1 protein-coding gene is annotated in these 786 nt (G+C 35.8%); it reads right to left on the reverse strand.

Translation table 11 applies throughout. The features are described 5' to 3' along the window. Positions 1-6 precede the first annotated feature (6 nt). Positions 7-459, reverse strand: a complete 453-nt coding sequence (gene yajC / locus ACFIK8_RS11025) for a preprotein translocase subunit YajC (protein ID WP_161510503.1) — start codon at positions 457-459, stop codon at positions 7-9. Between the last annotated feature and the right edge of the window lie 327 nt (positions 460-786).

A 786-nucleotide genomic window follows, 5' to 3' on the forward strand; every position in this document is an offset into this window, starting at 1 on the left:
TATACTTTAAGCTTTTCCTTCCTTTGATACAGCTTTCTTCTCTTTAGATGCACCCACACGTTCCTTCTTTACAATTTTAGCTTCAGATTTTTTTTGTGTTTTTACTTTAGCATTAGGTTTTGATTTTTCTTCCGAAATGGGTTCTCCTTTAACGCGAACATCCGACAATGTTAAACGAATAACGCGAACACGCATACCGTCACAAATTTCAACCTCTAATTCACCACTCTCATCATAAACTTTCGTAACCTTGCCAATAATACCACCACCCGTTACAACGGTATCACCGCGACGCACAGCATCAAGCATTTCCTTGCGTTTTTTCATTTGCGCACGTTGAGGGCGAATCATAAAAAAATACATAATTCCAAAAATCAAAATGAATGGGACAAAAGTAACAAGTGAAGGCCCATTGGAAACATCCCCTGCAACTTGAGCATAAGCATTAGTAATAAACATTTTTATCTCCTATAGATTAAACTCCAGGTACTTGCCACTCTCCTAAAACAAGGCTTTTGGCTGCAAAAAGCTTCTAAAGGATCTATCGAGCGATAATTACACAATGTACTCACAGCTTTATCGAAAGGCAATAAATCCTTAAGAGATAGAAGGCAACGAGAAAAAATTTTAAAAAACAGATTTATTTCTCTCGTTTTGTATATCATGAATATAAGCATCTTCACTAACTGGAAAAACAAATGATGTAAAACAATTTTCTTCCTTTCCAATGAGCACAATTGATCGCTCTCCTAAAATGTGTGAATTTTTTTGCTGAAATACCATTGA

The organism is Bartonella sp. MR168JLCBS, assembly GCF_042194175.1.

Bases quoted from the DNA above. Each gene is read 5' to 3' on its own strand.
- yajC (WP_161510503.1), bottom strand. From the start codon at position 459: ATGTTTATTACTAATGCTTATGCTCAAGTTGCAGGGGATGTTTCCAAT.